General features: G+C 38.2%; 9 protein-coding genes, 1 tRNA gene and 1 pseudogene. 2 read left to right on the forward strand and 9 right to left on the reverse strand.

Annotated features, from left to right (window positions below; translation table 11 throughout):
* Positions 1 to 119: 119 nt before the first annotated feature.
* From IJS99_04475 to IJS99_04500, 6 genes are all read right to left on the reverse strand, one after another.
* Entirely contained in the window at positions 120 to 854 is a 735-nt protein-coding gene (locus IJS99_04475) for a hypothetical protein (GenBank protein MBQ7561079.1), read from the reverse strand.
* A 75-nt stretch (positions 855 to 929) separates the two neighbouring features.
* Positions 930 to 2,225, reverse strand: coding sequence for an STAS domain-containing protein (locus IJS99_04480; protein MBQ7561080.1), 1,296 nt, complete (start codon positions 2,223 to 2,225; stop codon positions 930 to 932).
* 36 nt (positions 2,226 to 2,261) lie between these two features.
* Positions 2,262 to 3,077: a hypothetical protein gene (locus tag IJS99_04485; GenBank protein MBQ7561081.1), complete on the reverse strand. Its 816-nt coding sequence runs from the start codon at positions 3,075 to 3,077 to the stop codon at positions 2,262 to 2,264.
* 283 nt (positions 3,078 to 3,360) lie between these two features.
* Positions 3,361 to 4,056 carry an ABC transporter ATP-binding protein gene (locus tag IJS99_04490; protein ID MBQ7561082.1) on the reverse strand — a complete coding sequence of 232 codons (696 nt, stop codon included), beginning with the start codon at positions 4,054 to 4,056 and terminating at the stop codon, positions 3,361 to 3,363.
* Between the two features lie 82 nt (positions 4,057 to 4,138).
* The gene (locus IJS99_04495) at positions 4,139 to 5,530 is read right to left on the reverse strand and encodes a sodium:solute symporter family protein (GenBank protein MBQ7561083.1); all 1,392 of its coding nucleotides are present in this window, start codon (positions 5,528 to 5,530) and stop codon (positions 4,139 to 4,141) included.
* A 93-nt stretch (positions 5,531 to 5,623) separates the two neighbouring features.
* A tRNA-Gln gene (locus IJS99_04500) sits at positions 5,624 to 5,694 on the reverse strand.
* Positions 5,695 to 5,813: 119 nt separating this feature from the next.
* Here IJS99_04500 and IJS99_04505 point away from each other — a divergent pair.
* Both IJS99_04505 and IJS99_04510 read left to right on the forward strand, forming a co-directional pair.
* Positions 5,814 to 6,755 (forward strand): SDR family oxidoreductase, encoded by a 942-nt coding sequence (locus IJS99_04505; GenBank protein MBQ7561084.1) that lies wholly within the window; start codon positions 5,814 to 5,816, stop codon positions 6,753 to 6,755.
* Positions 6,756 to 7,358 (forward strand): sugar transferase, encoded by a 603-nt coding sequence (locus tag IJS99_04510; GenBank protein ID MBQ7561085.1) that lies wholly within the window; start codon positions 6,756 to 6,758, stop codon positions 7,356 to 7,358. It abuts the gene before it with no gap.
* Here IJS99_04510 and IJS99_04515 read toward each other — a convergent pair.
* The 3 genes and pseudogenes from IJS99_04515 to IJS99_04525 form a co-directional block, all read right to left on the reverse strand.
* The gene (locus IJS99_04515) at positions 7,353 to 7,766 is read right to left on the reverse strand and encodes an EamA family transporter (GenBank protein MBQ7561086.1); all 414 of its coding nucleotides are present in this window, start codon (positions 7,764 to 7,766) and stop codon (positions 7,353 to 7,355) included. The genes IJS99_04510 and IJS99_04515 overlap by 6 nt on opposite strands.
* 123 nt (positions 7,767 to 7,889) lie before the next feature.
* Positions 7,890 to 8,075: pseudogene (locus tag IJS99_04520) on the reverse strand (EamA family transporter).
* Positions 8,072 to 8,530, reverse strand: a 459-nt coding sequence (locus tag IJS99_04525; protein MBQ7561087.1) for an NAD-dependent epimerase, incomplete at its 5' end; no start/stop codon positions are given. The gene IJS99_04525 and the pseudogene IJS99_04520, both read right to left, overlap by 4 nt.

Below are 8,530 nucleotides of genomic sequence, written 5' to 3' on the forward strand. Positions count from 1 at the left end.
AATAATTATGTCTACCGTAGGGACTACGGGAAGTTACGCCTTTGGAGAGAATGTAAGACGACTTCAGCCAGCAATATCGGTTGTAGCGCGGTTCTCGTCGAATTAGGAAGCCGCCACTTCTATAAGTGGCGGTAGTTCACTTTATTAATTATATTTGCAAAGTCATTATCATGAATATCAGGAATGTTAAAATTTTCGCTATGTAATTCACCCTTTATCAGCTTATATTTGGCTTCATCAAGAGATATTAATTTTAGCGGCGTTTCTTGAGGGAGTTTCTTAGCTGCAAAATTTCTTGAAATCGTCTCAAAAAATTTTATTTCGGGAATGTTTATTCCTGTTTCTGATTCGTAATGCTTATTAATAAATGATAATAATATATCGTCCTGATAAATTTTATAGTCCGAATAGTATTGCGATAAAATATAATTTTCACTTGATAGTGTATCATCATCAAGTTCCTTTGCAAGTTCTTCACGTGAGATTTTCGCCGGAACTGGGTAATATTCGCTAAATATATCATTCTGAACTATATAAATATTTCCTTTGTAGGCTTTAAAATTTTTCAAACAAGTTGTCAATGCTATGAATTCCTCATAAAAGCACCACGTGCAGCCAGTTGAAACAAGTAAATAAGACAAAATATCAAGACCATCTAAATTTTTTACATCGGGATAATTTCCGTCCCAGCTGCCTGAAATATGCTTGATTTCGAGATTTATATTTGCTAAAACTTGATAAAATTCTAATGGGAAGCCCTGAAATATAAATAATTGTTTATTATTTGAATCTATTAAATACTGCTCAAAAAATTTATTTATACAACTAGAGAACCCATTTATCAGCATAGACATTATTATATTTCTCCTGAATTCAAATAAAATATGCAAAAATAGCTGGTAAATCTACACTATTAATGCATAATTATTTTATTGAACATTCAAGATCGAGTCAAACCCCGTTTGTGAGAGAATTTCACTTATTGCGAGATTAATATTTTCAAGAGTTACGCCGCTCTTCACACGTTTATGAATTATAAGCAAGACTCTTAGCCCGGCCGACGAAATATAATCAAGTTTTCCGCAATTAATCAAGACTGAATTTATCTCGTGTTTGCTTGCCAGATCATCAAAGAATGCTAATAAATCCGGTGCGCTCAATGTGTCAAATCTGCCAGTAAAATTTAATTCGAGCCTGTTATAAATTAATTTCGCGTTAAGACTGAATTTATTTGATTTAATGCTTGATTCGTGAATCTTTTGCGAGGCATTATCAAGTGTAATTTTCCAGAACGCTAATTCTTTCATGGCTGATTTTATCTGCTCGGCCTGTTCGTGAGTTATTCCCGTGAAATTCTCTAAATCAGGCATATAATCAGCAATTATTAACCTTTCATGCTTGAGTCCGTGAGAATGCAGAAAATTTATCACTTGCTGCGTTTGTTCCTGTATATTTTTAAGGTGAGGCTGTATTATCATTATAAATTCCTGCAGGGTAATATCTGATTTACTTTGCGCTCCCTTGTGTATATTTATTAGACTTTGCTTGAAATTATCGCCTAATAAAATTTTTGCTGCTTCAACATACATCAAGAATGACTCAGGATCTGCCATGACCCAGCACCCGCCGTGAGATTCTAAAATTTTCCTGATATTATCACACAAAGCCCCTGCCTCTGACTCCGTGAAATACATTAAGAGTCCTTCTGTAGTAATGCAAACTGAGCCGCTAATATTATCAAAAACTTTCTTTAACGAGTCATAATTCGTAGCGTCGACTGCCTGAAATTTTACGAGATTGCGTTTATCTGAATCTATCAGCGACATAATAACGGGTTCTAGTTCGCTTATAACAGCAGGCAAATCAAGCCCGACAAATTTTTTATTTTCACGAGCAAATTTTACAGCCCTCGGAGTATAGCCGCATGGTAAATCTATTTCTGTATCGAGATTTAATTTTTCGATAATAGCATTCATTGTGTAAAAACGAATCCAGATTCCCGCGCTCTCACATAATAATTCAGCTTGTGAAGGTTTATTTATCAATGAGCTTTGCATTTTACCGCGATCGAGTCCGAGTTTATTTATAATTTCTGCTGCGTCTTTATCGCCTGATAATGCTAAATCAAATAAAGTCATCTTTGCTGTGTTGAATACAGGATTAGCAATTTCTCGGAGTTCCTGCCTAACTGTAATATCTTTCTCGTTAAATAAATTGTCAGTCATTAAAAAATTTCGTCCCCTCATTTATTCATGAAATAATTATACATCCTTTCTGATTATACGCTTGATAAATAACTTTACTTTTTCAGGGAGTAAACGGTGAGGAAGCATTCTAAGCCATAATAAAAATTTTATTATATTCACCTCTTCGGCGTTTTCGAGACTTTGAGCTGTAAATTTTTCCTGAAAGAATTTAGATTGAATTATCGGCGCAAAAAACTTTAATTTCTGACCTTTTTCAATTGATATTGCGTCATAATATGAAATCAGCCACTTTATTTGCCGGTCAGTGAGTTCGCTTGTATTCCTGTAAAATTTTATCTTGCTTCTCAGTGAGTGCCAGTCCCGCAAAATATATTTATCAGGATAACGAGTCATTATATAATTTCCATAAGTCTCAAACTCGCTGAAACCTGACGAGCTTAAATTTTTTGTGTCAATGGCGTTAATTATTTTTTCCTGAAAATTGCCTCCTTCAAGAGCCGAATTTGATTCTATCTCGTCTATAAGTACACGCATAAAATTTGAATTTATAATCATGTGTTCGCTGATAAAAGATTTATTTATGACTTTGTGAACATCAGGAAATAATTTCGCAATAGTCTCAAAATAGGGCTCGTGAAATTCCGTCTTCATGTCAAAGAACGGCCGCGAATCATCATCAAACATTTTTACTTGCTTTAATGGTATTGTGTCGCTGTCCCAGATTAAATAATATTCGTCTTGAGTAAAGCGCGAAAATTGCATCTTGATAAATTGCTGAACGTACCAGCCGTAATGATTTATATTTTTGCTGACACGTGATAAATAAATTTCTTTGATTCTCGCAACGTCAACAAATTCATTTTCATTCATGAATACTAAGCGCGGGTCATTCTTTTGTGTGATTATATCTTGAATTTTATCGGGTCCGATTATGTATATATTCTTAATGGGTAAATGCTTGAAATAAATATTTATATTTCCTAAAAGAGTATTTATATCACGCGGAACTGAAGGCACTACAAGAGATAATAATAGCTGTTCTGGTCTGGTCTGGTCTGGTCTGGTCTAGTCAATTGTGGCAAACGATTCCATTTTTGTCAAGATCCTTTCTTATGATTTTATTGATTCATTGCGAAAATATTTTATCACGTTTTCACGAATAACGCAGAGGCAGCTCAAGTCCATAACGTTCTAAAATATCGCGATTTGTGAACAGTTCCGGTAAAAATCCTTCTATAGCAACTCTTCCATTATGCAAAATTATAGCTCGTGAGCAAGTATCTAGTGCCATGTCTAAATCATGAGTAGCAAGCAAAATAGTTTTATCAGATTCGCGCAAAAAATTTATAACACATCTTCTTGCTTTAGGGTCAAGTCCTGAAGTGGGCTCATCAAGTGCTAATATATCAGGCTGTGAAATAATTGTACCTGCTATAGTGATTAACTTTTTCTCCCCCCCTGATAATTTGTGCGGCGGCCTGTCTGCTAAATGGGCGGCTCCAAGTGAATCAAGTAAATTTTTAGCGGCTTCATGGGCTTTGCTTGTGTTAATTCCCCTTGCTACGAGGTTAAATGCTACGTCTTCTATAACGCTTGGCATTAATAATTGATTGTCTGAATCCTGAAAAACTAAGCCGATATTTTTATTTGATAAAATCTCGCCGTCTTGTATATTAACAGCTCCGGCCAAATGCAATAAAAGAGTCGATTTGCCCGACCCGTTAGCACCGACAAGAGCAACTTTTTCGCCCTGATTGATTATGAACGAGACATTTTTTAAAGCCTCGTGATTATCAGGATACTTATACGATAAATTTTTTACCTCAAGCATTATATATTTATTCCCCATTCGTTGTCCGTCCCACTAACCCCCTCCCCATCCCCCCCGCCCCCCTTCCCAACCCCGAAGGGGGGAGAAAAGCACAAAATCTCTACTTCACTCGCACAAACATCATCGACACAAGCATAACTATAAACGATAAAATTATTCCGCAAGTCGACGCATTCAATACAGCAAACCCGAAATTAATCGCGTGAGTCTCCGTAAAAAATGTCAGGTAAAGAGTCAAAGCCGCCCCCATTACAGCAGAAAGCACAGCACCGAAATTATTTGCACGCCTCGTGAATAATCCAAATATTAACGGCGCAGAAAGTGAGACACTCATTAACGAATAAAATATAGTCAACGCTGATATAATGCTCTCAAGTTTCAACGCAAGAATCACTCCTAATACACCGCAAATTACACTCACAACGCGCGAACCCGTTAATAATTTCTTGTCCGATATTCCGGGATTCATGAATCTTTTATATAAATCGTTCGTAATTGACCCCGCAAGCATGTATAAAACTGTATCCGCCGTACTTACTTCCGCAGCAAAAATCGCAGCCAACGCCACACACGCAGCAGCAAACGGCATCATATTTTTCATTGCAGCAGGTAACGCTAAATCCGCACGAGCCAATTCCGGAAAACACGCAAACGCAGCCATACCAATTAATACAGGTATAACAGCAAAAATTAACTGCACAAGACCATTTAACGCAGTCCCGACTTTTATAGTGCGCTCATCACATGCAGCAAAAATTTTTCCGATTAACCCCGGCGAAATAAAAAACGACGGCACTAACATTACTATATAACCGATTATCGCTGTGCTTCCCATTCCGTAAAAATCAAAATATGACGAGTCAGAAATTTTCGCCCTTATTCCTTCAAGACCGCCGGAAAATTTTAATACAAACGGGAGCGCAATAATAAAACCTGCAAGAATTACAGCAACTTCAATAATATTCACGAACGCACTAGAGAGCAAACCTCCAGCCGCAAAATATAATGTCGTAACAACCGCACCAATTATAACGCCTTGAGTCTTCGGAATTTCCGCAGCAACTTCGAGAATCCAAGCAATTCCCAATAACTGACCGGAAAATAACGCAAGAGTCCCGATCGACATCATAAATGAAATAATACCGGAAAAAAATTTACTGTAACGCTTGTCAAGATAATCACTCAATGTGTAAAAATTTTCTTCTCTCGCAATACGCCAAATTTTCGGCCCGACTATGAACGCAAGAATCATAGAGCCTATTCCAGCACTCCCTGTCCACCACCACGCACTAAGGCCATGTTTATAAGCAAGCGCAGTAACTCCGACAGTTGAACCCGCACCCAAATTTGCAGCTATTAAAGTAGTGAACAATAAGCCCGAATTTAATTTACGTCCCGCAACAAAAAAATCTGATGCCGATTTAGCCCTACGTCCGATAAATGCTCCGATTAACACAAGCAATACTGCATAAATAAATATAAACGCTAACATAAATTATTACACTCCCGCACAAAAAAATAATCCCTGCTTAGATAATTTTTCTAAACAGGGCGTAATTTCTTCCGTCATCTCAAATTTTTTCAGCTGGGGAACAGGGATTCGAACCCCGATTACATGATCCAGAGTCACGCGTGCTGCCGTTGCACCATTCCCCAAGATTATTATTGTGTGTACTTATCGCAAAGCACTCGAAAATTTTATCAGCAAAAACGAAAATGTCAACCCGTTTAATGCTATAATCTCACGTGAAAATTTCATGAAGGAGTATATAAAATTGTCAGCTAAAAGAGTTCTCATTACGGGCGGAGCAGGTTTTATCGGCTCTCATTTGTGCGAAAAATTGCTTGAACAGGGCAACGACGTAATTTGCGTAGATAATTTATTCACAGGCCAGAAAAATAATATCCGGCACTTGATGCAAAATGATTATTTCGAGTTCATACGCCATGACATAATCGAAAGCCTTTATGTTGAATGCGATCAAATTTATAATCTCGCCTGCCCTGCGTCGCCTATTCATTATCAATATGACCCGATTAAAACGAGTAAAGCAAATTTTATGGGTGCGTTAAATATGCTTGGACTCGCTAAAAGATGCCACGCAAGAGTTTTACAGGCTTCAACATCAGAAGTCTACGGAGATCCTGAAGTCCACCCCCAACCAGAAAGCTATAGAGGCTGCGTAAATACAATAGGGATTCGTTCATGCTATGACGAGGGAAAAAGAATCGCCGAGACACTTTTTTTTGACTATCACAGACAGCACAAAGTTGATATTAAAGTCGTAAGAATCTTTAACACCTACGGGCCGAGAATGAGACCTGATGACGGACGAGTCGTAAGTAATTTCATCGTTCAGGCGTTGAAGGGAAATGACATCACAATTTACGGCGACGGGACGCAGACACGCAGCTTTTGTTACGTGAGCGATCTTGTTGACGGAATCATAAAGATGATGAACAGCAGCGATAATTTCACAGGGCCGGTTAATTTAGGGAATCCCGGAGAATTTACCATGTTAGAACTTGCAGAAATGGTGTTACGACTCACGGGCTCAAAATCGAAAATTGTTTATATGCCGCTTCCACAGGACGACCCGACGCAAAGAAAACCCGTTATAGAGCTCGCAAAGAAAGAATTAAACTGGGAACCGACTATAAAACTTGAAGACGGCCTCAAGGAAACAATAAATTATTTCAGGAAAACAGTTTTGTAAATGTACAGAAATTTTTTCAAGCGTTTGATAGATATTGCCTTGAGTCTTTGCGCGTTAATTTTCCTTGCTGTACCTATGATTATATTTGCATTGATAATTAAGCACGAGGACTCCGGGCCTGCTTTATTCACACAAAAACGTGTAGGGCGCGGAAAAAAACTTTTTGACATGTATAAATTCCGCTCGATGAAGTTAAACACGCCTCATGATGTGCCGACTCATTTATTAGCAGATCCGGAAAAATATATTTTGCACTGCGGTCAATGGATGCGCAAATATTCAATTGATGAACTCCCGCAAATTTTAAATATTCTCAAGGGTGATATGTCGATAGTAGGGCCTCGTCCGGCATTATGGAATCAAGATGATTTAATTGCAGAACGAGACAAATACGGCGCAAATAACATCAGACCGGGCTTAACAGGCTGGGCACAGATTAACGGGCGCGATGAACTCGAAATATCAGAGAAAGCAAAATTTGACGGTGAATACATCAAGCGCGAGTCTTTCATGTTCGATTTATTATGCATAATTAAGACATTTACGAACGTTTTTAAGCATGAAGGAGTAGTCGAGGGCGGAACAGGCGCAATGAAATCATAAACTTGAAATTAAGTGATTGTGATCGTGCATGCTGACTTTATTACTATAATGTCTATGGCCGTGAGTGTGTGTAATCGTGTGAGTATGCAGCCTCCCGCCGTGATAATGCGTAAAAGTATGCGTATGTTCGTGCGTGTGAATTGGCTTCAAAGTGTCGTAAATCACTAACAGAGTCCCGCACAACATGATAAAGAAAGCTGTTATATATCCGGCAGAAAGACTCTCGTTAAGCAGCACAAACGAAAAAATTGCACCCATAAACGGCCCTGCTGCATAATAAGCACTTGTTTTCGCTGCTCCAAGTGTTTCTTGCGCTCTAATATATGTGAATATGCTTAGCCCGTAAGAAATAAAGCCCAGCAGTAACGCAGGAAAAATATAAATCAATTCCGGCGCGCTCTCGTTCATAAAAATTGCAGTAACAAGCGAGCATAAACCCGAAATTTCCTATCAAAGCAGCTCCCGATGACGTACCTAATTTTATGCCGGCCATTAATAAAATTGGTGCTATGCTGTCAAGTAATATCATCCCTATAACGTATGAAGATCTTGACGAGTTAATTTTTCCTGCCCGCTTCTGTCGTGAAAAACGTAAATAATTCCTATTCCGAGTCCTGCACCTAAATATAATAATGCAGCCATGAAAACGGGATTAATTTTTTCGAGCAGTAATTTAGAAAACGGAGCATTCACGCCGTAAAGTAAAGCCGCAATTAATTTTCCGTCTCATTTATGCTTTGTTCCAGCGTGTAAAGCCTGTAATTATTCTTGTATTCGCTCAAGTCCTGTGAGTAAGCAAGCGAGCCGAACGCCTTATTAACGAGTCTTGACCCGTGAGCAAGAAATCTCAACGGCCATTTACATAACGGAAGCAGCAAAATTTTTTTACCGTGAGTCTTCGCGATTAATTTAACAAGTTCTGAAGTGTTCGAGTACTCGCCATTTTGAGGGAAAAATATTCCGCGCTCTTGATTATCTATAATTAGGCGCACAAATTCAACGAAATTTTTTATATACAGCATTGACCGGGCATTATTAATTTTCGGGAAGAACGGCAATTTTTTCGCGAGCCTTGCTAAAACCGGATAATTACCCCTGCAATTTTTGCCGTAAATCATCGGACAACGCAATATACAGACTCTAAAATTTTCGTCGTCCAAAGTGTTTAATAA

This window comes from Synergistaceae bacterium (assembly GCA_017444345.1).
GTDB lineage: Bacteria > Synergistota > Synergistia > Synergistales > Aminobacteriaceae > JAFUXM01.